Annotated in this window: 20 protein-coding genes; 9 read left to right on the forward strand and 11 right to left on the reverse strand. The window is 72.0% G+C overall.

The window, feature by feature from the left end; all coding sequences use genetic code 11:
* Positions 1–25: 25 nt before the first annotated feature.
* Complete coding sequence (locus AB0B29_RS17315; RefSeq protein WP_362240096.1) at positions 26–1,525, reverse strand: PLP-dependent aminotransferase family protein; 1,500 nt, start codon at positions 1,523–1,525, stop codon at positions 26–28.
* Positions 1,526–1,624: 99 nt separating this feature from the next.
* Here AB0B29_RS17315 and AB0B29_RS17320 point away from each other — a divergent pair, with 99 nt between their 5' ends.
* The 4 genes from AB0B29_RS17320 (at position 1,625) to AB0B29_RS17335 (ending at position 5,098) form a co-directional block, all read left to right on the forward strand.
* A complete protein-coding gene (locus AB0B29_RS17320) occupies positions 1,625–2,278 on the forward strand; it encodes a YczE/YyaS/YitT family protein (protein WP_362240099.1) in 654 nt (217 codons plus the stop codon).
* The gene (locus AB0B29_RS17325; protein WP_362240101.1) at positions 2,275–3,042 is read left to right on the forward strand and encodes a glycerophosphodiester phosphodiesterase; all 768 of its coding nucleotides are present in this window, start codon (positions 2,275–2,277) and stop codon (positions 3,040–3,042) included. Before AB0B29_RS17320 ends, AB0B29_RS17325 begins: the two co-directional genes overlap by 4 nt.
* Positions 3,043–3,110: 68 nt before the next feature.
* The gene (locus tag AB0B29_RS17330; protein WP_362240104.1) at positions 3,111–4,457 is read left to right on the forward strand and encodes an MFS transporter; all 1,347 of its coding nucleotides are present in this window, start codon (positions 3,111–3,113) and stop codon (positions 4,455–4,457) included.
* A 266-nt stretch (positions 4,458–4,723) separates the two neighbouring features.
* Positions 4,724–5,098, forward strand: coding sequence for an RNA polymerase-binding protein RbpA (locus AB0B29_RS17335; RefSeq protein ID WP_361932691.1), 375 nt, complete (start codon positions 4,724–4,726; stop codon positions 5,096–5,098).
* Positions 5,099–5,298: 200 nt separating this feature from the next.
* Here the strand turns inward: AB0B29_RS17335 and fxsA are convergent, their stop codons facing one another.
* The 4 genes from fxsA to AB0B29_RS17355 all read right to left on the reverse strand — a co-directional run bounded on the left by fxsA (position 5,299) and on the right by AB0B29_RS17355 (position 9,505).
* Positions 5,299–5,874, reverse strand: a complete 576-nt coding sequence (gene fxsA / locus AB0B29_RS17340) for an FxsA family membrane protein (protein ID WP_362240107.1) — start codon at positions 5,872–5,874, stop codon at positions 5,299–5,301.
* Positions 5,875–5,962: 88 nt separating this feature from the next.
* Positions 5,963–6,766, reverse strand: coding sequence for a polyprenol monophosphomannose synthase (locus tag AB0B29_RS17345; RefSeq protein ID WP_362240110.1), 804 nt, complete (start codon positions 6,764–6,766; stop codon positions 5,963–5,965).
* Between the two features lie 533 nt (positions 6,767–7,299).
* Positions 7,300–8,901, reverse strand: coding sequence for an amidohydrolase (locus AB0B29_RS17350; RefSeq protein WP_362240112.1), 1,602 nt, complete (start codon positions 8,899–8,901; stop codon positions 7,300–7,302).
* 163 nt (positions 8,902–9,064) lie between these two features.
* Positions 9,065–9,505: an Lrp/AsnC family transcriptional regulator gene (locus tag AB0B29_RS17355; RefSeq protein WP_006136660.1), complete on the reverse strand. Its 441-nt coding sequence runs from the start codon at positions 9,503–9,505 to the stop codon at positions 9,065–9,067.
* Between the two features lie 269 nt (positions 9,506–9,774).
* Here AB0B29_RS17355 and AB0B29_RS17360 point away from each other — a divergent pair, with 269 nt between their 5' ends.
* Complete coding sequence (locus AB0B29_RS17360; protein ID WP_362240115.1) at positions 9,775–10,203, forward strand: hypothetical protein; 429 nt, start codon at positions 9,775–9,777, stop codon at positions 10,201–10,203.
* 229 nt (positions 10,204–10,432) lie between these two features.
* Positions 10,433–10,681: a hypothetical protein gene (locus tag AB0B29_RS37780; protein ID WP_436845853.1), complete on the forward strand. Its 249-nt coding sequence runs from the start codon at positions 10,433–10,435 to the stop codon at positions 10,679–10,681.
* Here AB0B29_RS37780 and AB0B29_RS17365 read toward each other — a convergent pair.
* Positions 10,644–11,816 (reverse strand): acyl-CoA dehydrogenase family protein, encoded by a 1,173-nt coding sequence (locus AB0B29_RS17365; RefSeq protein ID WP_362240117.1) that lies wholly within the window; start codon positions 11,814–11,816, stop codon positions 10,644–10,646. The genes AB0B29_RS37780 and AB0B29_RS17365 overlap by 38 nt on opposite strands.
* Before the next feature lie 331 nt (positions 11,817–12,147).
* On the opposite strand from AB0B29_RS17365, the gene AB0B29_RS17370 reads away from it, so the two are divergent.
* Complete coding sequence (locus AB0B29_RS17370) at positions 12,148–13,401, forward strand: glycoside hydrolase family 18 protein (protein WP_362240120.1); 1,254 nt, start codon at positions 12,148–12,150, stop codon at positions 13,399–13,401.
* Between the two features lie 7 nt (positions 13,402–13,408).
* On the opposite strand, the gene AB0B29_RS17375 is transcribed toward AB0B29_RS17370, so the two are convergent.
* The 3 genes from AB0B29_RS17375 to AB0B29_RS17385 form a co-directional block, all read right to left on the reverse strand.
* Positions 13,409–14,107 carry a TetR/AcrR family transcriptional regulator gene (locus AB0B29_RS17375; RefSeq protein ID WP_362240123.1) on the reverse strand — a complete coding sequence of 233 codons (699 nt, stop codon included), beginning with the start codon at positions 14,105–14,107 and terminating at the stop codon, positions 13,409–13,411.
* Between the two features lie 75 nt (positions 14,108–14,182).
* The gene (locus AB0B29_RS17380; RefSeq protein WP_104778833.1) at positions 14,183–14,323 is read right to left on the reverse strand and encodes an SCO1431 family membrane protein; all 141 of its coding nucleotides are present in this window, start codon (positions 14,321–14,323) and stop codon (positions 14,183–14,185) included.
* Positions 14,324–14,415: 92 nt separating this feature from the next.
* Entirely contained in the window at positions 14,416–15,795 is a 1,380-nt protein-coding gene (locus tag AB0B29_RS17385) for a peptidase C39 family protein (RefSeq protein WP_362240125.1), read from the reverse strand.
* 193 nt (positions 15,796–15,988) lie between these two features.
* Here AB0B29_RS17385 and AB0B29_RS17390 point away from each other — a divergent pair, with 193 nt between their 5' ends.
* Together AB0B29_RS17390 and AB0B29_RS17395 are read left to right on the forward strand one after the other, a co-directional pair.
* Positions 15,989–16,645, forward strand: a complete 657-nt coding sequence (locus AB0B29_RS17390; RefSeq protein ID WP_362240127.1) for a uridine kinase family protein — start codon at positions 15,989–15,991, stop codon at positions 16,643–16,645.
* Positions 16,646–17,077: 432 nt separating this feature from the next.
* The gene (locus AB0B29_RS17395) at positions 17,078–18,937 is read left to right on the forward strand and encodes an AAA family ATPase (RefSeq protein WP_362240997.1); all 1,860 of its coding nucleotides are present in this window, start codon (positions 17,078–17,080) and stop codon (positions 18,935–18,937) included.
* Positions 18,938–19,044: 107 nt separating this feature from the next.
* Here the strand turns inward: AB0B29_RS17395 and AB0B29_RS17400 are convergent, their stop codons facing one another.
* Entirely contained in the window at positions 19,045–20,121 is a 1,077-nt protein-coding gene (locus AB0B29_RS17400; protein ID WP_362240130.1) for a hemolysin family protein, read from the reverse strand.
* Positions 20,118–21,452 carry a hemolysin family protein gene (locus AB0B29_RS17405; RefSeq protein WP_362240133.1) on the reverse strand — a complete coding sequence of 445 codons (1,335 nt, stop codon included), beginning with the start codon at positions 21,450–21,452 and terminating at the stop codon, positions 20,118–20,120. Before AB0B29_RS17405 ends, AB0B29_RS17400 begins: the two co-directional genes overlap by 4 nt.
* Positions 21,453–21,640: the final 188 nt, after the last annotated feature.

Below are 21,640 nucleotides of genomic sequence, written 5' to 3' on the forward strand. Positions count from 1 at the left end.
GGTCGCCGGGATTTTCCGGTCCGTCCTACGCCACGAACGTACGCGGCGGCTCCGCGCTCCCCACCGCGCCGCTCTCCACCAGTCCCGCCGCCGCGGCCAACCGCACGGCCGCCTCCTCGGCCACCGCCCCGCCCACGGTGAACGGCAGCCGCACGTACCCCTCGAACGCCCCGTCCACCCCGAACCGCGGCCCGGACGGCACCCGCACTCCGACGCGCTCCCCCGCCTCGGCCAGCCGTGACCCGGACAGGCCGCCGGTCCGCACCCAGAGCGTCAGCCCACCCCGGGGCACCTCGAACTCCCACGCGGGCAGCTCCCGCCGCACCGCGGCCACCAGCTCGTCCCGGTTCGCCCGGGCCTGCTCCCGCCTCACCTCCACGGCCTGCTCCCAGCCTCCCGTCCCGAACAGCCAGTTCACCGCCAGCTGCTCCAGCACCGGCGTGCCGAGATCGGCGTACGCGCGGGCGGCGACCAGACTGCGGATCACGTCCGGGGCGGCCCGCACCCACCCGATCCGCATCCCGGCCCAGAAGGCCTTGCTCGCCGACCCCACCGTGATCACCGTGGACCCGGCCGGGTCGAACGCGCACACCGGCCGCGGCATCCGCACCTCCGGGTCGAGCCACAGCTCGCTCATCGTCTCGTCGGCGATCAGCACGGTTCCCGCGGACCGCGCCGCGTCCACCAGCCGCCTGCGCTGGTCCTCGTCCGCGAGCGCCCCGGTCGGGTTGTGGAAGTCGGCGACGACGTAGGCGATGCGCGGCGCGGCGTCCCGCAGGACCTGCCGCCAGCGGTCCATGTCCCACCCGGTGAGCCCCTCGGCCATGGCGACGGGCACCAGCCGCGCCCCGGCCTCCCGCATCAGCTGGAGGATGTTGGCGTACGAGGGCGACTCGACGGCGATGCGCTCCCCCCGCCCGGCGAACAGATGGCAGATGGCGTCGATCGCGCCCATCGCACCGGTCGTGACCATGATCTGCTCGGGCATGGTGGGGATGCCGCGGGCGGTGTAGCGCTCGGCGATCATCGCCCGCAGGGCGGGCAGTCCGGCGGGATAGTCGCCGTGGGTGTGCGCGTAGGGCGGCAGTTCCTCCAGGGCGCCCTGCACGGCCCGGGTGAGCCAGGGTTCGGGAGCGGGGAGTGCGGCGCAGCCGAGGTCGATGAGGGAGCCGAGTGCCTCCGGCGGCAGGGGTTCGAGACCGCGCGCGGGCAGCGGGTTCCCGGCCGGGACGGCGGTCCAGCTCCCCGCACCGCGCCGGGACTCCAGGAACCCCTCGCTGCGCAGGGCCTCGTACGCGGCGGCGACCGTGGTGCGGCTGACGGACAGGGAGAGGGCGAGTTCACGCTCGGCGGGCAGCCGGGCCGCCACCGGGACGCGCCCCTCGAGCACCAGCAGGCGGATGCCGTCGGCGAGCGCGCGATAGGCCGGCGGCCGGCGTGTGCCGGGTCCCGCCGGGCGGTCCTGCTGGGAGCTGAGGAGCCGCGCGAGCTGTGCCGCACCCACGGCCGAGGTCCATTCCGCCATCGAAATCAGTCCACCTTCCCCGGATTGGCCATGGATGGCCTCTCCACCCAAGCCACAGGGTGTCACGAAGCAGTCCACTATCACCACTGGGGGCACATCATGGCCACGCAGGGGCGCCTCGCCCGTCGGCTTGTCCAGCTCTACGCGGGTCTCGCGCTGTACGGCGCGAGTTCCGCGCTGCTCGTCCGGTCGGGGCTCGGCCTGGAGCCGTGGAACGTGCTGCACCAGGGTCTCGCCGAGCGGACCGGTCTGTCGATCGGTGTCGTACTGACCCTGGTGGGCGCCGCCGTGCTGCTCGCGTGGATCCCCCTGCGGCAGCGACCGGGCCTGGGCACGATCTCCAACGTGCTGGTCATCGGCATGGCGATGGACGCGACGCTGGCGCTGGTGCCCGACGCGCACGGCCCGGCGCCGCGCATCGCGCTGATGGTGGCGGGGATCGTCCTGAACGGCGCGGCGACCGGCCTGTACATAGCGGCGCGCTTCGGGCCGGGCCCGCGCGACGGCCTCATGACCGGACTGCACCAGCTCACGGGCGTCTCGATCCGCCTGGTCCGCACGGGCATCGAGCTCGCGGTCGTGGCGACCGGCTTCGCCCTCGGCGGTACCGTCGGCATCGGCACCCTCCTGTACGCCCTGGCGATCGGCCCGCTCGCCCAGCTGTTCCTGCGTGTGTTCGCCGTCCCCCGGGCATCCGGCGGCAGCACGGCCGTTGCCACCGGTCAACCCCGAGGAGCGATACTGCGTTCGTGACCCCGCGGATACGCCATCCCTACCTCGACCATCCCGGCCCGATCGCCTTCGCCCACCGGGGCGGGGCCGCGGACGGCCTGGAGAACACCGTGCGGCAGTTCCGGCGGGCCGTCGAGGCGGGTTACCGGTACATCGAGACCGACGTCCACACCACTGCGGACGGCGAGCTCGTCGCCTTCCACGACGCGACGCTGGACCGGGTGACGGACGGCGGGGGCCGGATCGCCGACCTGCCGTGGCACGAGGTGCGGCAGGCCCGTGTGGCGGGCGAGGAGCCGCTCCCCCTCTTCGAGGAGCTCCTGGAGACCTTCCCCGACGTGCGCTGGAACGTCGACGTCAAGGCGGAGGGCGCCCTGCTGCCCTTCCTCGACCTGGTCGGGCGGACGAACTCGTGGGACCGGGTGTGTCTCGGCTCGTTCTCCGAAGCGCGGGTGGTGCGCGCCCAGCGGCTGGCCGGCCCGAGCCTGGCCACGTCGTACGGCACACGGGGCGTGCTCAACCTGCGGCTGCGCTCCTGGGGGCTGCCGGCGGCGGTGCGCCGCTCGGCGGTGGCCGCGCAGGTCCCCGAGACGCAGTCCGGCATCCAGGTCCTGGACCGGCGGTTCCTGCACACCGCTCACGCGCGCGGACTCCAGGTGCACGTGTGGACCGTCAACGACGCCGAGACGATGCACCGGCTCCTCGACCTTGGCGTGGATGGCATCATGACCGATCACATCGACACACTGCGCAAGGTCATGGAGGACCGCGGCGTCTGGGTCTAGGGAGCGTCAGAAGCTCCCCGCCCCGGGGCACCTCCCCTCCGCGCGTTCACGGGGAAGCGAGGGCACGGGTGGGCAACGACACCGTGCGGACACCACCGGCCGACGGGGCCGCGGAGCTGAGACGCGAACAGCGCGGCTGGTACTTCTACGACTGGGCCTGCTCCGTCTACTCGACGAGCGTGCTCACCGTGTTCCTCGGCCCCTACCTGACCTCGGTCGCCGAGTCGGCGGCCGACGCCGACGGCTACGTCCACCCCCTGGGCGTCCCGGTGCGGGCCGGGTCCTTCTTCGCGTACTCGGTGTCCCTGTCGGTGATCGTCGCGGTCCTGGTGATGCCCCTGGTCGGCGCCGCCGCCGACCGCACCGGCCGCAAGAAGCCCCTCCTCGCGGCCGCCGCCTACACCGGGGCCACGGCCACCGCGGCCATGTTCTTCCTGGACGGTGACCGCTACCTGCTGGGCGGTGCCCTGCTGGTCGTCGCCAACGCCGCGCAGTCCGTGGCGATGATGCTGTACAACTCCTACCTGCCGCAGATCGCCCCGCCCGAGCAGCGGGACGCGGTGTCCTCGCGCGGCTGGGCCTTCGGCTACGCGGCGGGCTCCCTGGTCCTCGTCGCGAACCTGGTCCTCTACACCGGGCACGAGGGCTTCGGCCTCTCCGAGAGCACGGCCGTGCGCATCTGCCTGGCATCGGCCGGCCTGTGGTGGGCTGCGTTCGCCATCGTCCCGCTGCGGCGGCTGCGCGATCGCCGTACCGCCGGCCGGGAGGCGGCCCTCCCGGGCTTCCGGCAGCTGGCGGCGACCGTCCGCGACATGCGACGCCATCCGCTGACGCTGTCCTTCCTGCTGGCGTACCTCGTCTACAACGACGGCATCCAGACGGTGATCTCCCAGGCCTCGATCTACGGCTCCGAGGAACTGGGCCTCGGGCAGTCCACACTCATCGGCGCCGTCCTGCTGGTGCAGGTGCTGGCGGTGGCCGGCGCGCTGGTCATGGGCCGGCTGGCCCGGGTGTACGGGGCCAAGCGCACGATCCTGGGCTCGCTGGTCGCCTGGACGGTGACGCTGGCGGCCGGGTACTTCCTGCCGGCCGGGGCGCCGGTGTGGTTCTTCGCCCTCGCCGCCGGGATCGGCCTGGTCCTCGGCGGCAGCCAAGCGCTGTCCAGGTCCCTGTTCTCCCATCTGATCCCGCCGGGCAAAGAGGCCGAATACTTCTCGGCGTACGAGATGAGCGACCGCGGCATGAGCTGGCTCGGGCCACTGCTGTTCGGCGTGACCTACCAGCTGACGGGGAGCTACCGGGACGCGATCATCTCGCTGGTGGCCTTCTTCGCCCTCGGGTTCGTCCTGCTCTCGCGGGTCCCGGTGCGGCGTGCGATCGACGAAGCGGGGAATCCGGTTCCGGACAGGATTTAGCACTCGGAGCGAAAGGGCTGTAGTGTACGCGTTTGGCCTGCCAGGCGTACCGTTACTGCGCGTCAAAGATGCCGAAACGCTGGGTTATATCTGTTATCAGATGTGACAAACCGGGCGCTGGTGGGTACAACAAGGGCGGCTACGACGGCGACGCATGACCCGGAACGAGACCCGGAACGGGAATCTTTACCGCCGACCGGACGTTGACCGGATGACGACGACAGCGACACCTGTCCTGTGGGCGACAAGCCCGGGAGGCACGATTCATGAGTGAGCGAGCTCTTCGCGGCACGCGCCTCGTGGTGACCAGCTACGAGACGGACCGCGGCATCGACCTGGCCCCGCGCCAGGCCGTGGAGTACGCATGCGAGAAGGGGCACCGGTTCGAGATGCCCTTCTCGGTCGAGGCGGAGATCCCGCCGGAGTGGGAGTGCAAGGTCTGTGGGGCCCAGGCACTCCTCGTGGACGGCGATATCCCTGAAGAGAAGAAGGGCAAGCCCGCGCGTACGCATTGGGACATGCTGATGGAGCGGCGCACCCGTGAGGAACTCGAAGAGGTCCTCGAGGAGCGCCTGGCGGTGCTGCGTTCCGGCGCGATGAACATCGCTGTTCATCCCCGTGACAGCCGCAAGTCGGCTTAGTCCCCCAGGGTCTGGCCCGAACAACAGCGCATCACAAGACCGCGGGCGCCGTACGTGACGTACGGCGCCCGCGGTCTTGTGCATGTCCGGTGCCCGAGTGCGTGGGCGGAACGGCCTGCCCAGGCAGGCGGGCGGCCGATGGCTGCCCGGAGCGCGGGCCGCGGAACGGCCCTTCGGCTACGCGCTCCCCGGGGGGCGGCTCAGTGCGTCAGTGGCGGGCGCGGCGGCCGCGGGGCATCGCCCGGCTCATCCCTGATGACCTCGCCCTGGACGACCTTGCCGTCGGGCCGGTGCATACGAACCTGCTGGAAGGCGCCGCCCAGGCCGCCCGCGCCGGCCTCGCGGAGCTTGCGCTCGAAGGTGCGCTCCGCCGAGCGGCTCACGAGCTTCTGGACCGGCGGCAGCAGCAGGAGCAGACCCACGGCGTCCGACACCAGACCGGGGATCATCAGGAGCAGGCCGCCCAGCATCATCAGGCCGTTGCCCTCGCTGTTGGACCGGCCCGCTTCGGGCATCACACCGCTCTGCTGCTGTTGCAGCGCCTCGGAGAGCTTGCGGAAGGCCCGCCGTCCGGCCCGCTTGATGACGACGGAGCCGAGAACGAGACCCGCCAGCAGAACGAGGAAGACCACCAGCCCGCTGGTAGCCCCCGCGACCAGGGTGAGCAGCCAGATCTCCAGCACCAGCCATGCGGCGACGCCCAGCGGCAGGAACGTACGCAGCCGGGAGCGCTTGGGCCGGGCAGGGGGCAGCGGGGTCTGAGCGCCAGTCGTCATGCGTCCAGTGTGCCTGGCCCCGGTTCAGCACGGGATAAGGCTGCCATCAGCTCTTTCTGTGAACCGCCGCCCCTGAGGCGGTCTGCCGCTACGGCTTGGCGGGCTTGCCGCCGCGGCCCATGACCTTGCCGACCCGCTCCCCCACGCCCCACGCCGTGACGCGCCACAGCGCCTCGACGAGGATGTCGCGGCTCATCTTGGAGTCGCCCAGTTCACGCTCGACGAACGTGATGGGTACCTCGATCACGTGGTAGCCGGCCTTGACCGCGCGGCGGGCGAGGTCGACCTGGAAGCAGTACCCCTGGGAGGCGACCTCGTCGAGGCCGAGGCCCTCCAGGGTCTCTCGGCGGAAGGCACGGTAGCCGCCGGTGATGTCGCGCAGCGGCAGATCGAGCGCCAGCCGGGAGTAGAGGCTGCCGCCCCGGGAGATCACCTCGCGGGACTTCGGCCAGTTCACCACCCGGCCGCCCGGCACCCAGCGCGAGCCCAGCACCAGGTCGGCGCTCTTGAGGGCGGTGAGCAGGCGGGGCAGTTCCTCGGGCTGGTGGGAGCCGTCGGCGTCCATCTCGATCAGCACGCCGTAGTCGCGCTCCAGGCCCCAGCGAAAGCCCGCGAGGTAGGCGGCGCCGAGGCCCTCCTTGCCCTTGCGGTGCAGCACGTGGACGTGGTCGTCCTCGACGGTCAGCTCGTCGGCGAGCTTGCCCGTGCCGTCCGGGCTGTTGTCGTCGGCCACGAGTACGTGCGCCTCGGGGACGGCCTCGCGTACCCGGCCGACGATGCTCTTGATGTTCTCCGCCTCGTTGTAGGTCGGGATGATCACCAAGGCCGTGCCGAGCGGGCCGAACTTCCTCTCCCGGGCTTCTGCCGCGAGGGTTCCGTCGCCGTCGTTCACTACTGCCCCTTCATGTTCATACGCAGGGGTCCACCATAGTGGGCCCGGCCTGCGATGACGTGACAGGACGTTCGAATCGTGGTGTCGAATCCGAAAGACGAGGGTAAGTGCGCGCCTCCGGGTGCGCGTGTGCGGCGGATGGGGGCCCGGCGCCCTTCGGGCCGACCTGGGATCCGCTGGCTGCGGATCGACCGAAAGCCGTTGTCTACTGAGCGCGCGGGCCCCACCCGGGTCACACCTCCCCGACCGGCCGGAACGTTCCCTCGGCGCTGCACCGGCCTGAGCCTGGCTCCCAGTGACGGTGCCCCGGTGCGGCACACCGTCCCTGACCCGGCGGCGCCGCGGCGAGTGCTCGGACGTTCCCGGTCGGGCGTCCGGTGGTGGACTCGGCCGAACCTACCGGCCCCCTGCGGCCGCCTGTCAACAGCCGCTTGACCTGCGGATCTCCTGGCAAAGCCCTGGTCAGCGCCGAGGATACGCAGGTCGCGCGCCAGGGGCTCGGCGCACGACTTCCTGCTCGCCACCCCCGTAGATCACTCGCCCGGCCGTACGAAGACCGTGCGCCCGCCCACCACGGTGCGCAGGCAGACGGGCAGGTCGTGGCCCGGAGTGAGGTCGGGAAGACCCGGGGTGCCGGAGCGGGGGTCCGTCGACCAGCGGGCGACGCGGTCGTCCGGGGCCTGGACGACGAGTTCGCCGGTGCGCCAGACGGCGTAGTCGGCGGGGGCACCCGGGACCAGAACGCCCGCGTCGTCCCGTCCCACGGCCCGCCAGCCGCCGCGCGTGTGGGCCGTGAACGCGGCGCGCACCGAGACGCGGTGCTCCGGCGTGCGGTGGAAGGCGGCGGCCCGGACCGTGCCCCACGGGTCGAGCGGGGTCACCGGGCTGTCGGAGCCGAAGGCGAGCGGGACACCGGCGCGCAGCAGGGCCGCGAAGGGGTTCAGGCCTCGGGCCCGCTCCGCGCCCAGCCGCCGCGCGTACATGCCCTCCTCGCCGCCCCACAGGGCGTCGAACGCGGGCTGCACGGATGCCGTGAGGCCCAGCTCGGCGAAGGCGGCGACACTCTCCGGCGTGAGCATCTCGGCGTGCTCGACGCGGTGCCGGGCGGCCCGGATCCGCCCGAGCCCGAGCTTCTCCGCGGCGGCGCGCACCCCGTCCACCACGGCGTCCACGGCCGCGTCGCCGATGGCGTGGAAACCGGCCTGCAGGCCCGCCTCGGTACAGGCCACGACGTGCGCCGCGACCGCGTCGGCGTCCAGGTAGGCGATGCCGGTGTGGGCGGCGTCGGCGTACGGCCGGTGCAGACAGGCCGTGTGCGAGCCGAGGGCGCCGTCGACGAACAGGTCTCCCGCGGCTCCGGCCGCGCCCAGCTCCCGTGCCTTGGCGACGTCCTGCTCGGCCCAGTAGCCGACGACCCGAGGCCCTGGTTCCTCGCCCGCGAGGCGCAGCAGGCCGGTGAGGTCGTCCTCGGAGGAGATCTCCGGCCCGGCGCACTCGTGGAGCGTGCCGATCCCGAGCGAGACGGCGTGCGCGAGCGCGGCGCGCTGGGCGTCGCCGCGCTGCTGCGGCGTGACGGCGGCGAACGCGGCGGCGCGTACGGCGTGATGGGCGTCGGCGGTGAGCGGTCCGTCCACCCGGCCGGCATCGGGGACCAGGTCGAGCAGGGCCGAGGTGACGACCGCCGAGTGGACGTCGATCCGGCTGAGGTAGAGGGGCCGGTGCCCGGTGGCCTCGTCGAGTTCGGCGCGCGTCGGGGGCCTGCCCCCGGGCCAGCGGGCGGCGTCCCAGCCGTGCCCGAGCAGCACCCGGTCGTCCGGACGGGCGGCGGCGAAGTCCCGTACGAGGGCCAGGGCCGCTTCGAGGGAGGGTGCGCCGGACAGATCGAGCCCGGTGAGGGCGAGTCCCGTCGCGGTGGTGTGCACATGCGCATCGGTGAACGCGGGGGTGACCAGTGCCCCGTCGAGGTCGACCACCTCGTCGACCCCGTCGGCGAAGGCGTCGGCGGCCCCCTCGGACCCCACCCAGGCGACCTGCCCGTGCTCCACGACCATCGCGGTGGCGAAGGGGTCGGCGGGGCTGTGGACCTCACCACGACGGAGAAGAACGGTCTTGGGCGGGGCGGTGGACTCACTCATGGAGGACAGTCTCACAGGGGCGGGGGCGACCGCCCGCAGCAGGGGCGCGGGGAACTGCGCGATCAACCCCGCACGGCCCGCACCCGGCGACCGGCGGTCAGATCCGCGGCGGCCGTGCCTCGCACGGCGGTCAGATCCGCGGCGGCCGTGCCTCGCACGGCGTTCAGATCCGCGGCGGCCGTGCCTCGTACGGCGTGGACAGCACGACCGTCGTCCGCGTCGACACCCCCGCCAGCGACCGCACCCGCGCCAGCAGCTCCTCCAGCTCGTGCGGCGTCGCCACCCGCACCTTCAGGATGTAGTTCTCGTCGCCCGCGACACTGTGGCAGGCCTCGATCTCGGGCACGCCTGCCAGCCGGTCCGCGATGTCGTCCGGGGCGCTGGGATCGAACGGTTTCACCGAGATGAACGCCGTCATGGGCAACCCGACGGCCTCCGGGTCGACGACCGCGGCATAACCCCGGATGACGCCCCGCTGCTCCAGCCGCCGCACCCGCTGGTGCACGGCCGACGTGGACAGCCCCGTGGCCTTGCCCAGGTCGGTGTAGCTCATCCGCCCGTCCTTGACGAGCAGCTGCACGATCTGTCGGTCCAGCTCCTCCATGGCGCAAGAACCTACAGGGCGGTTGATCTCCTCCGATACCTGAGCACCCCAGGTCATGCCCGGTTCGTGATGTGTCCGGAAGCCGCGGGTCAGCCGTCCGGGGGACAAACGCACCGCAGTGGACACCCGTGCGGGGTATGTGACGAACGCCACAGGGATCGAACGGCCTCCGTAATGTTCTCGTGATTACCGCCCAGGGGGGACGGGAAGTGCTTGCTGTGGTCGAGGCCGCAGTGCCTGATACGGCCCAGCCCGAGGGGGAGAACCCAATGCAGAGTCTTAAGCGCCCTGGTCGCACCGCACCCAAGCGGCAGCTCGTCGTCGAGCCCGAGCCGGAGGGTGTCGAACGCGACGCCTTCGACGACGAACTCGACGCCTACGACACGTTCGAGATGTTCCGGGTCGTCTGCCCGGACTGCGCGCAGCCCATCGCCCTGCTGGCGGACGAGGAGGTTCTGCCGGAGCACGCGCTGTGCGCCTCGCCGTGGAACCCCTTCGGACTGACGGTCTGCGCCGGAACCGGCCGCAGGGCCACGGACGCCCGCCCCGCGGACGAGTCCGTGGAACCGCAGGAGCAGGACACCGCCCTGCTGTTGACGCTCCCTCAGGGCCTCGACTGGCGGACCCAGCCCTTCTCGCACGTCGGCGGCCCGGGCTCGCGCCCGATCAGGGTCCCGGTCATGCGTCGCGCGGCCTGAGCGCGGGCCTTCCGCCCGCCGCTTCCGTTACGCAACTGCCCCGCGCCACGGCTTCGGCAGAAGGCCGTGGTGCGGGTTCGGTGCGCCCGGACACGCGGCGCGGAGGCCGAGGACGGCGCCGCGCCGGCCGGCTCGAGACGACCGGCGTGCGCGGGACCCGGACGCCACTGAACGCACGCTCGATTCCACACCCCGGTGACCTGGCCCGGCTGTGCCGCGTTGCCCTGGTATGACCCCCATCTCCTCAGCGACCGGGCGTCAGCGCCTCCTGTACGTCCCGCCACCCGCGGAATCGGTTCGGCCGGCTCCGCCCCGCTATCAGGACCCGCCGATCTACCGCGACCTGATGCGGACCTGGGCCGAGGGCGGCCGCACCCTGCCGGGTCGGCACGACCCGGAGTGGATGCGGCTCGCGACCCCCTGGCGGGGCCTCGACCAGTTCAGCGTCCCTCTGGACCCACGAGATGGCGGGCGATGACCATCCGCTGGATCTGGTTGGTGCCCTCCACGATCTGCAGCACCTTGGCCTCGCGCATGTAGCGCTCGGCCGGGAAGTCGGCGGTGTAGCCGTAGCCGCCGAGGATCTGCACGGCGTCGGTGGTGACCCGCATCGCCGTGTCGGTGCAGTGCAGCTTGGCCATGGCGGCCTGCTTCGCGAACGGCCGGCCGGCGTCCTTCAGCCGTGCCGCCGCGAGGTAGAGCGCGCGGCCGGCCTCGATCTGCGTCGCCATGTCGGCGAGCATGAAGCGCAGCCCCTGGAAGTCGGCGATCGACTTGCCGAACTGGCGCCTCTCGGCCGCGTAGGACACCGCCTCGTCCAGCGCGGCCTGCGCCACGCCGATCGCACACGCCGAGATGCCGAGCCGCCCCGAGTCGAGCGAGGACAGGGCGATCGCGAAACCCTGCCCCTCCTCGCCGATGCGGCGGTCGTCCCCGACACGGACACCGTCGAAGTGGACCTGCGCGGTGGGCGAGCCCTTCATGCCCATCTTCTTCTCGGGCACGGCGGCGCTCAGGCCCTTGGCGTCGCCCGGCACCAGGAAGGCCGTGATCCCGCGCGGGCCCTCCTCGCCGGTGCGGGCCATGACGGTGTAGAAGTCGGCGATCCCGCCGTGGGTGATCCAGGCCTTCGTGCCGGTGATCACCCAGTCGTCGCCGTCCCGCACGGCCCTGGTGCGCAGGGCCGCCGCATCCGATCCGGAGTGCGGCTCGGAGAGGCAGTAGGCGCCGAGCAGGCCGCCGCCGAGCATCGCCGGCAAATGCTCGACCTGCTGCTCCTTGGTGCCGTAGGCGGCGAGGGCGTAGGAGGCCAGGGAGTGCACGCTGACGCCGAGACCGACGGTGAGGCGGGCGGCGGCCAGCTCCTCCAGGACCTGGAGGTACACCTCGTAGGGCTGGTCGCCACCGCCGTACTCGGAGTCGTACGGCAGGCCGAGCAGTCCGGAGCGGGAGAGCAGCGTGAACAGCTCGCGCGGGAAGCGGCCGGCGTCCTCCTCCTCGGCCGCCTTCGGGGTGATCTCCTGCTGCGCGATGTCGCGCACGAGCGAGATCAGGTCCCGGGCCTCCTCCGTGGGCAGTTGTCGGTCCACCGGCTGCGGGGCGCGGTCGGGCATGGCGACGCTCTCCTCCCTGTCGGGCACTGGCGGGCGGACCCATGGGTGGGGGCGGCGCCGCCGGGTCGTTCTGGTGCCTTGCCGATGCTTGCAGTCCCGGGTCTCGGAAGCTGCTGACCAGCGGCTGTGCGCTGTGAGTATGCCCGATCGGAGGCATCGAGTCACCAGTTAACGACCGCTTACTGCAAGAAATGGCCGAGCGCGTCGGGGCCGGCGAAATTGGTCCGCACCATTGACCCAACTGGTCTAGTCCTCCTACTGTTTCGCTCCACCGATTCACCGCGTTCATGCCAATCGGCGCGCGTTCCCTCTCCCCACGAGGAGACACCGCATGCACACCCCCCACCCTTCCCGCTTCCGGGCCATCGTGTCCGCGGCCTGTTGTGCCGTCCTCGGCGCCGGTCTGCTCGCCGCGGGCACCTCCGCCACCGCGGCGGCCTCGGCTCAGGAGGCCGCCGCCGGCGCGAAGCCCGCTCCCAGGGCCGGCTCCAAGGTCGTCGGGTACTTCACCGAATGGGGCACCTACGACCGCAAGTACTACGTCAAGAACATCGAGACGTCCGGATCGGGCAGCAGGCTCACCCACATCAACTACGCCTTCGGCAACGTCACCGGTGGCAAGTGCGCCATGGGCGACGGCTACGCCGCCACCGACCGGGCCTACACCGCCGCCGAGTCCGTCGACGGCAAGGCCGACACCTGGGACCAGCCGCTGCGCGGCAACTTCAACCAGCTGCGCAAGCTCAAGCAGAAGCACCCGAACCTCAAGGTCCTGTGGTCCTTCGGCGGCTGGACCTGGTCGGGCGGCTTCGGCGAGGCCGCGAAGAACCCGGCCGCCTTCGCCCAGTCCTGCTACGACCTCGTCGAGAACTCCAAGTGGGCCGACGTCTTCGACGGCATCGACATCGACTGGGAGTACCCGAACACCTGCGGCGCCACCTGCGACACCAGCGGCAAGGCGGCCTTCCGCAACCTGATGCAGGCGCTGCGTGCCAAGTTCGGCTCCAGGAACCTGGTCACCGCGGCGATCACCGCCGACGCCACCCCGGGCGGCAAGATCGACGCGGCCGACTACGCGGGCGCCGCCCAGTACGTCGACTGGTACAACCCGATGACCTACGACTTCTTCGGCGCCTGGGACTCCGCCGGTCCCACGGCCCCGCACTCGCCGCTGACCTCGTACTCCGGCATCCCGAAGGCCGGCTACCACTCCTCGGCGACCATCGCGAAGCTCAAGGGCCTCGGCATCCCCGCCTCGAAGCTGCTGCTCGGCATCGGCTTCTACGGCCGCGGCTGGACCGGTGTCACCCAGGCGGCTCCCGGCGGCAGCGCCACCGGCCCGGCGGCCGGCACCTACGAGCAGGGCATCGAGGACTACAAGGTGCTCAAGGCCACGTGCCCGGCGACGGGGACCGTGGCCGGCACGGCGTACGCCAAGTGCGGCAGCAACTGGTGGAGTTACGACACCCCGGCGACCATCGGCACCAAGATGAACTACAAGGACCAGCAGGGTCTGGGCGGCACGTTCTTCTGGGAGCTGAGCGGCGACACGGCGAACGGGGAGCTGATCAAGGCGATCAGGTAGGGCACGGTCACAGGGGCGGGGGGCCCGCGGCGGCCCTCCGCCCCTCGCTCACACGCCCCGGCGGGCGGGCTGCGGGGGCCGGGTGAGCGGGGTCGAGTTCCTCGATCGCGCGCAGGGCCCCGCCGAGGGTCTTCACCAGCAGCTCGCCCATGGTGCCGCGGGGCAGTTCGGGACGGTCGATCCATTCGAGCGTGGCGCCTTCGACGCTGCACACCCAGGACAGCAGGCCCATCCGCGCCAGCGGGGTGATGTCGGCGCGGCCGTACGCACCCTCGGCGATGGTGCTCACGACGGCCTCGCGCACTCCGTCGCGGATGGCGTGCACCTCCGTGTCGAAGCCGACGCCGCCGCTCACGATCGTGCGGTACGCGGCCTGGTTGTGCTCGGCGTAGCGCAGATAGCTGTCGATGGTGCGCTGGACCCGGTCCACCGGGGGCAGTTCCGGGCCGCTCGCCGCGAGGGTGAGCAGTTCACTCACCGAGTCCTGGACGATGGCCAGGTAGTAGCCGCGCTTGGACTGGAAGTAGTAGTAGATCAGCCCCTTGGCGACGTGCGCCTGCCGGGCGATGTCGTCCATCGACAGGGCGTCGTACGACGTGTCGGCGAACAACCTCCGCCCGATGGCGATGAGTTCGGCACGGCGCGCCATCGAGCGCTCGGTGCCGCGGGCCCTGGGGCGCGCGGCAGGCTGGGGGCTGATATTCAATTTCGACCCTGGTCTCAACGGGCGGGGTGGGACCTCCGCAGTATGGCAGGCCTCACCACCGCGTCGTGGGTCAGGTCACAGCAGCCCGAGCCGGGTCACGAGCATCGCGACGACCACGACGAGGGCCCAGCCCATGAGGTGCTCGACGATCTTCGGTCCGTCGTCCCGGGGGCCGCCGGTGCGGGCGCGGTGGACGGTGGCTGACTGTGCGGTCATGGTTTCTCGCTGGGTCGGTGGTGCGGACGGAATCCCCCCGCCGGTTCCGTCCACCTTGCCACCTGAGGTCGCTTTTGCGGCCGTAAGGTCGGTCACACCCGCACGCCCACGGCTGCCAGCGCCGTGCGCTGGGCCGCGTTCGGGCGGGCCGGGAAGTACAGGTAACAGACGCCACCGGTGCCCGAGACGACCTTGCCCGAGGCGTTGTACCGCTTGGTGCGGAGCCAGATGCTCTCCCACTCGCGCCGCTTGTAGACGCGCCGCACAGCCTCGTTGGTCGCCGAGAAGGGATCGTTGGCGATCACGTCACCGTCGGTGGTGAAGCCGACGACGGTCATCAGGTGCCCCGCGGTGCCGTACCCGGCGCCGGTCAGCTCCTCCTTCAGGAACGACTGGGACGTTATGGCCGGGATGCCCGCGGCGATCAGCGTCTCCAGGTCGGTGAGCGAGCCGAGCCGGGTGACCACGCCCTGGAGGTCCTTGAACGTGGCCGCATAGGCGGCGTTGAACGGCCAGTTGCCGCAGCCCGCGTACTGGTAGTCGTAGGTGGAACGGGCCGCGTGGCACACCTGCGGGTCGTCGTACGCGGGATCGACCCAGGCCAGTTGCGCGGCGGTGAGCCGGCCGCCCCAGTACTCGATGATCATCTGGGACGAGGTCGGGCTGCACCACGCTTCGCCGCCGTTGTCGTACTCCGGATACCGACCCTTGTGGATCTCCTGCGAGTAGCGCGGGACGGTCAGCTCCTTCGCGAGTCCGGGTGCGGATGCCGGGACGGTGAAGCGGTCGGGCACGTCGGAGCCCATGGCCCCGAGCCGCCACACGGTCGGGGTGGCCTTGGTGCCGGGCTTGCGGTGCAGGGTCAGGCGCAGCCGGTAGGAGGCCAGGCGCAGGCCGGTCGACGGGTCGTCGATCGCCAGCGTGTCGGTCCAGACCGTGCTCTTGGTGTCCTTCTGGCCGTCGACCGAGGTGCGGCGGATGTCCCGGTCACCGGCGGCCCAGCGGCCCATCACGTACCAGGGCGTGCTGGAGCCGTCGGTGTAGGCGGCCTTGATCTCGGCCTGGATCCAGGTGCCGGCCGGGGTGTGCGCGTTCCAGGAGACGATCGCCTCGGTCGCGGGGACGGCGAGCCGGTGGACGGGGGACGTCCAGGTGGCGTATTCCCAGGCGGCGGTGGTGCCGGTGTGCGGGTCCTGGTAGTCGACCGCCCCGGTGGGCTTCGCGATGACCACGCCCGGGCGGGCGCCCGCCACGGCCCTGGTGCCCTTCGCCGTGCCACCGGACCAGTCGCCGTACGAGACCCAGAACCTGTTGTCGACGGTACGGGCCGGGACCGCCCGGGCGGGGTCTGCGGTGTGGGACGTCATGAGGGCCTCGGGGTCGGCGGCCGCCGGGCCCGCGCTCGCGGTGACGGCGGCGGCGACCGCGGCGGCCAGGACGGTTCGGCGGGACGGCTGTTCGGCTCTGCGCATGGCGGGGCCCCCGGATGTCGGAGTCGGGCAGGTGCGGAGCAGGTCCGTGCACGGCGGCTCGCATCCGTGCGTGCGCCACATATGAGCACAGGCAGCCGTGTCCTGCCAGCACTTCGACGCGCGCCACGCCCACCAATATTGGCGTCGACCAGTGGCGTCCGCCGCACCCCCCGTCGTTAGAGTGCTGAGCGAGATGAATCCGTCCTTCCGCCCGGCACCGGGCCCCGCCGTCCGCGATCTGGCCGCCCGGATCCGCGGCCTCCCCCCTGCTTGCGGCCCGGTCCGGCTCGTGGGGGTAGACGGGCACGCCGGATCCGGGAAGAGCACGTTCGCCGAGGAGTTGGCCACCGCGCTGGACGGTGCGCCGGTGCTGCGCATCGACGACGTCGCCAGCCACGACGCGCTGTTCGACTGGACCGGCCGCCTGCTGGACCAGGTGATCACACCGCTCAGCCGGGGCAGGACCGCGCACTACGCCCCCTATGACTGGCGAGCCCGCCGCTTCGGCTCCCCGCGCGCCCTGCCGCCCGCGCCGGTGATCCTCCTCGAGGGTGTCGGCGCGGGGCGCCGTGCGCTGCGCCCGCACCTGGCCCTGCTGCTGTGGATGGAGCTGACGCGCGAGGAGTCCTGGGCGCGGGGTCGGTCCCGGGACGGGGAGGAGCAACGGGAGTTCTGGGACGGCTGGGCCCCCGCCGAGCGCCGGCATTTCGCCGCCGACCCCTCGCGGCCGTTCGCCGACCTTCTGGTACGGCAGCGGGAGAAGGGATACGAGGTGCTCACGGGACCTGCCGATGCCGTTGGACCGGACCAGCCCCTCACGCACGGTGACGGACCGCCCGCTGTGTGCTGAACTTGTGAAAGGGCTTGCGGGACAACTTGCCGGAGTGCTCCAACTCGGCTTGACCGCTGGCCCGTACAGGTCTTACGTTCTCAATGTGCGGCATCGGAGCCGCCCACAGACGCGAAGCCCCCGGTTGTTCCCCCGTGATCGGGGGCTTCGTTCTGTCTCCTTCCGGATGCCCGCCCGCCGCGCGACGCCGAGCGGTCACCCTGGGTCACCGCGCACGCGTCCGCCACCTCCGCTCCCACCTCGCCGAACGGGCCGTGCGGCACCCTACGGGCGCGCCGCCCCCGCAGGTACGATGCCCTCGTCGCGACCTACGGACGGTTGCTTCGCGCGCGGTGCAACTCCGGTCCGTGGCACAGCGGTTCGAGAGCAGGGCAGCCGGCTGGGGGACGGCTCGTTGGCCTACCGACGGGGGCACGGTTCGTGGGGGACGTGATGGACTTCGGCACGCAGGGCCCACAGGCCCCGGCCGACCTCGCCTGGCTGCGAGGCGTGGACGCCTACACCATGGGTGCCTATCCGCAGGCGGAGGAGGAGTTCCGGGCCGCCGTGCGGATGGACTCCGGGATGGCCGACGCCTGGCTCGGGCTGCACGCGCTGCGCGTCGACACGACGACCGCGCTGCTGCGGATGTTCCGGCACCGGGACCGTTTCGGCGAGCAGCGCTCCCGCTACCGCCGCACGCTCAACTCCTGGTACTGGCTGGGCTGGTGGGTTCAGCCCGTGCTGGAGAGCCCCCGCGACCTGCTGCTCGCGCACGCCTCCCACTGGCTGGACGGCCGCCACGTCCCCGAGCTGGACCGCGCGCTCGCCGGGCTGCCGCCCGTGGACACCGACCACCAGGTCCGCTTCCTGCACTCCTGCCGCGCCTATCTGGTCAAGGACTGGGAGCAGCTGGTCCGCCACACCGATCCCCTGCTCGACGATGCGATGCTCGGCATCGAGGCGGGCCTGTTCGGCGGTATGGCCCGGGTGCGGCTGGAGATGTACGGCCAGGCCGAACCCCTGCTGTCCACCGCGCTGATGCGCTGCCGCAGCGAGCAGCCCCAGCGCAAGGAGCTGCGCTACTGGCTGGCCCGGGCCCACGAGGGCACCGGACGCAGTGCCGCGGCCCTGCCCCTGTACCGTGCCGTGCACCGCGTCGACCCGGCGTTCATGGACACCTCCGCCCGGCTCGCCGCCATCGCCGAGGGCGACGGGTACGACGAGGCCGCGGACCTCGCGGCGATCACCCTCACCGGTGCGGGCCAGGACGCCGTGGACGGCCCCGACGGGTTCGACCCGCTCTTCGGTCTCGAGGGGCGTGATCTGCGACTGCCCGACCCCGAGCCGCCGATCGCCCCTCTGCCGCCGGTGACCGGCCCGCCGGTCCGCGAACGGATGGGCCCCGCTCCCTCCCTCCCCGCCGGACCCACCGACCCGGCGTTACTGGAGGAGGCGCTCGCCGAGCTCGAACGCATGGTGGGCCTGGAGCCGGTGAAGCGCCAGGTCAAGGCGTTGTCGGCGCAGTTGAACATGGCCCGGCTGCGAGCCGGTCAGGGACTCCCGGTCCAGCCGCCGAAACGCCACTTCGTCTTCTCCGGCCCCTCCGGCACCGGCAAGACCACCGTCGCCCGCATCCTGGGCCGCGTCTTCTACGCCCTCGGGCTGCTCGGCGGCGACCATCTCGTGGAGGCCCAGCGGGCCGACCTGGTCGGCGAGTACCTCGGGCAGACGGCCGTGAAGGCGAACGAACTGATCGACTCGGCCCTCGGGGGCGTCCTCTTCGTCGACGAGGCCTACGCGCTGTCCAACTCGGGCTACGGCAAGGGGGACGCGTACGGCGACGAGGCCCTGCAAGTGCTGCTGAAGCGCGCGGAGGACAACCGGGACCACCTGGTGGTGATCCTGGCCGGCTACCCGGAGGGCATGGACCGCCTGCTCGCCGCGAACCCCGGGCTGTCGTCCCGTTTCACCACCCGCGTCGACTTCCCCTCGTACCGGCCGCTCGAACTCACCGAGATCGGCAAGGTGCTCGCGGCCGAGAACGGTGACCTCTGGGACGAGGAGGCCCTGGACGAGCTGCGGTCCATCGCCGGGCACGTGGTGGACCAGGGGTGGATCGACGAACTGGGCAACGGGCGGTTCCTGCGGACGCTGTACGAGAAGAGCTGCGCGTACCGGGATCTGCGGTTGTCGGTGTATCCCGGGGTGCTGGGCCGGGAGGATCTGGCGACGCTGCGGCTGCCGGATCTGATGCAGGCGTACGGGGAGGTCCTGTCGGGGCGGGGACCGCAGGATCCGTCAGCCATGTGAGTCCCTCGGCCGCGGGCCGGCGGGTGCGGCTCGACCGGCCTTCCCCGCCCCCGCCCAGGGGCGCGGGGAACTGCGCGACCAGCCTCCACGCGCCCGCAGCCGAGGTGCTAGGTCGCCAGCACCTCTTCACCGGACCTCGGCTCGGTCAGCCTCACCTCGCGCACCTCCCGGTGCGCGGGATCCCGCACCTCCCCCACCAGCAGCTCCAGCACGTCCTCCAGGGCCACCAGCCCGAGCACCTTGCCGGACGCGTCGGCGACCTGGGCCAGGTGCGTCGCCGCGCGCCGCATCACCGTGAGGGCGTCGTCGAGCGGCAGCTCGGGCCGCAGGGTCGTCATGTGGCGCCACAGGTGCTGCGGAACGGCCCGGTCCGAGTCCTCCAGGTCGAGGACGTCCTTGACGTGCAGGTAGCCCATGAAGGCACCGGTGTCCGCGGCCACCGGGAACCGGGAGTAGCCGGTGCGCGCGGTGAGTTCGACGATCCGCCCGGGGGTGACCGACGGGCTGACCGTCACCAGCGACTCCCGCTTGAGCAGGACGTCCGTCACCGGGCGGGAGCCCAGCTCCAGTGCGTCCTCCAGGCTCTCGGCCTCCTCGGGGTCGAGCAGGCCCGCCTGGCCGGCGTCCTCCACCAGCCGGTTGAGCTGCTCGCTGGTGAAGACGGCCTCCACCTCGTCCTTGGGTTCGACGTGGAAGAGCCGCAGGATGCCCTGCGCGACCGCGCCGAGGGCGGCGGTGATGGGCTTGCAGAAGCGCGCGAACCAGACCAGACCGGGGCTGAGCCACAGCGCGACCTTCTCGGGGGCCGCCATCGCCAGGTTCTTCGGGACCATCTCGCCGATGACGAGGTGGAAGAAGACCACTGCGGCGAGGGCGATGACGTAGGTCAGCGGATGGATCATGCCGTGCGGCAGGTGGATCCACTCGAAGACCGGCTCGAGCAGGTGCGCGACCGTCGGTTCGGCGACCGCGCCCAGGGTCAGCGAGCAGATGGTGATGCCGAACTGGGCCGCCGCCATCATCTGCGGCAGCCGCTCCAGCCCGTAGAGGACCTGCCGGGAGCGGGCGGTACCGAGCGGTTCGATCTGGCTGCGGCGTACGGAGACGAGCGCGAACTCGGCGCCGACGAAGAAGCCGTTGGCGAGCACGAGCAGCGCGGCGAAGAGAAGCTGGAGCACGCTCATCGGACGGCCTCCGCCATGGAGACCACCGGGGCGGTCCGCACGAGCCGGACCCGCTCGGCACGGTAGTGACCGACCTGGCGCACCGACAGCCGCCAGCCGGGCAGCTCCGCCTTGTCGCCGACGGCCGGGATACGGCCCAGAAGGTCGGCGATCAGGCCCGCGACGGTCTCGTACGGGCCCTCGGGCACGTCGAGGCCTATGCGCTGCAGGATGTCGACCCGGCAGCTGCCGTCGACGTCCCAGGCGGGCCTGCCGTCCTCCGGCGGCACGGCGGCCAGCTCGGGCAGGTCGTGGCCGTCGTGCTCGTCGCGGACCTCGCCGACGATCTCCTCGACGATGTCCTCCAGCGTCACGACACCGGCGGTGCCGCCGTACTCGTCGACGACGACCGCGATGGGCTGCTCGCTGCGCAGGCGGGCGAGGAGCGGCCGCACGGGCAGCGTCTCGGGGACGAGCAGCGCCGGGCGGGCGATGTGTCCGACGGGGGTGCGCAGCCGGTCCTGGACGGGGACGGCCAGGGCGTCCTTGAGGTGGGCCATGCCGACGACCTCGTCGATCTTCTCCCGGTAGACCGGGAAGCGGGACAGGCCCGTGGCCCGGGTCAGGTTGACGACGTCCTCCGCGGTGGCCGAGGACTGCAGGGCGCTGACCTTCACGCGCGGCGTCATGACGTGCTGCGCGGTCAGCTCGCCCAGCGACAGGGTCCGGACGAACAGGTCGGCCGTGTCCTGCTCCAGGGCGCCGGCCAGGGCCGAGTGGCGGGCCAGGGAGACGAGTTCACCGGGGGTGCGGGCGGAGGCCAGCTCCTCGGCGGGCTCGATGCCCAGGGCACGCACGAGCCGGTTCGCGACGGCGTTGAGGCCGGCGATGACCGGGCGGAACAGCCGGGCGAAGACGTGCTGCGGGCCCGCGACGAAGCGGGCGACCTGCAGCGGCCGGGACACCGCCCAGTTCTTGGGCAGCAGCTCGCCGATCACCATCTGCACGGCGGAGGCCAGCAGCATGCCGACCACGACCGTGACACCGGAGACGGCTCCCTCGGGGATGCCGATCGAGGTGAACGGGCCGTGCAGCAGCTGGGCGAGTGCCGGTTCGGCGAGCATGCCGACGACGAGGGAGGTGATGGTGATGCCGAGCTGGGTGCCGGAGAGCTGGAAGGACAGTTCCCTGAGCGATTCGACGACGCGGCGGGCGCGCCGGTCGCCCTCGGCGGCGGCCTTCTCGGCCTCGGGCCGCTCGACCGTCACGAGTCCGAATTCGGCCGCGACGAAGAATCCGTTGGCGAGAATCAGCAGGAACGCGGCTGCCAGGAGCAGCAAAGGGGTGGTCATGATGCCGCCGCCTCCACACGGTCGCGTACCCCGGGAACGGGATACGCGCTATGTCGGCAGGGGGCGGCGCAGGTACTGCAGGACGATCCGTCCATCGCCGGAGAGGGTCACTCCTCGGTTAGCAGGAGCCCCTGGCGCACCGGGCGGGGCGGCAGGGGCGGAAGCGCATCGTTCGCGCCTCCGGAAAC

Source organism: Streptomyces tibetensis (genome assembly GCF_040647715.1).
Classification (GTDB): Bacteria; Actinomycetota; Actinomycetes; order Streptomycetales; family Streptomycetaceae; genus Streptomyces; species Streptomyces tibetensis_A.